This is a genomic window from Vibrio sp. D173a (assembly GCF_030248475.1).
Genome location: NZ_JAHGAH010000511.1, coordinates 1 through 685, shown reverse-complemented (window position 1 = coordinate 685; position 685 = coordinate 1). Strand labels below are relative to the sequence as shown.

Annotated in this window: 1 protein-coding gene; it reads left to right on the top strand. The window is 48.3% G+C overall.

Annotated elements, in window-relative coordinates:
• The coding region (locus tag KIV40_RS27160) for a DUF1214 domain-containing protein (protein WP_285352295.1) at nt 1–685 on the top strand (685 nt) is incomplete at both ends.

Here is a 685-nt window from a genome sequence, read left to right as displayed (position 1 = left end):
TGACGACTCAGCAACGGCTCAAAAGCTGATGGATCAATGGAACATTCGAACGCTGTCGGAATATCTAGGCCAGAAAGGACCTAAACCAGTTGAGCGTGAGTATCCCGATCCACAGAACTCGAACTGGGTAGAGCGTACCAACTTCATTTTGTCAGAAGGCACCATGAAGCATCACGATCAAAGACTGCTGCAACAGTTCGACTTACTCGGTTTGGGTAATGAAGACTACATCCTGAGTGATGAGCAGTTGAAATTGATTGAGCTAGGCGAGAAAAAAGGCGCAGAAAGAATCAAGAATGCAGGTTTCGATGATTCGCGTGATGTGCTTGGTACTCGTGAAGAGATGACAAAAGTTGCAAGCTATCAACATGCTTACGGCACTCTGATGGGACAATGGGGATTGCCTGCCAAACACACCATGTACAGCGGCGACTTTTTTGATACTGAAGGCGCAGTGCTAGACGGCAGTAAATATGATTACACCGTGACTTTCGATGCGCCACCGCTTGAAGAGGGCGGCTTTTGGTCATACACGGCTTACAGCGGCAAGACTCGCTTGATGGAGAAGAACGCGCTGAACCGTCACTCTCGAGGTGACCGCACATTAACACCGAACAAGGATGGCAGCTACACCATTACTATGAGTAGTGATGTGGAAGGGAATGAAGACAATCCGAACTTCCTG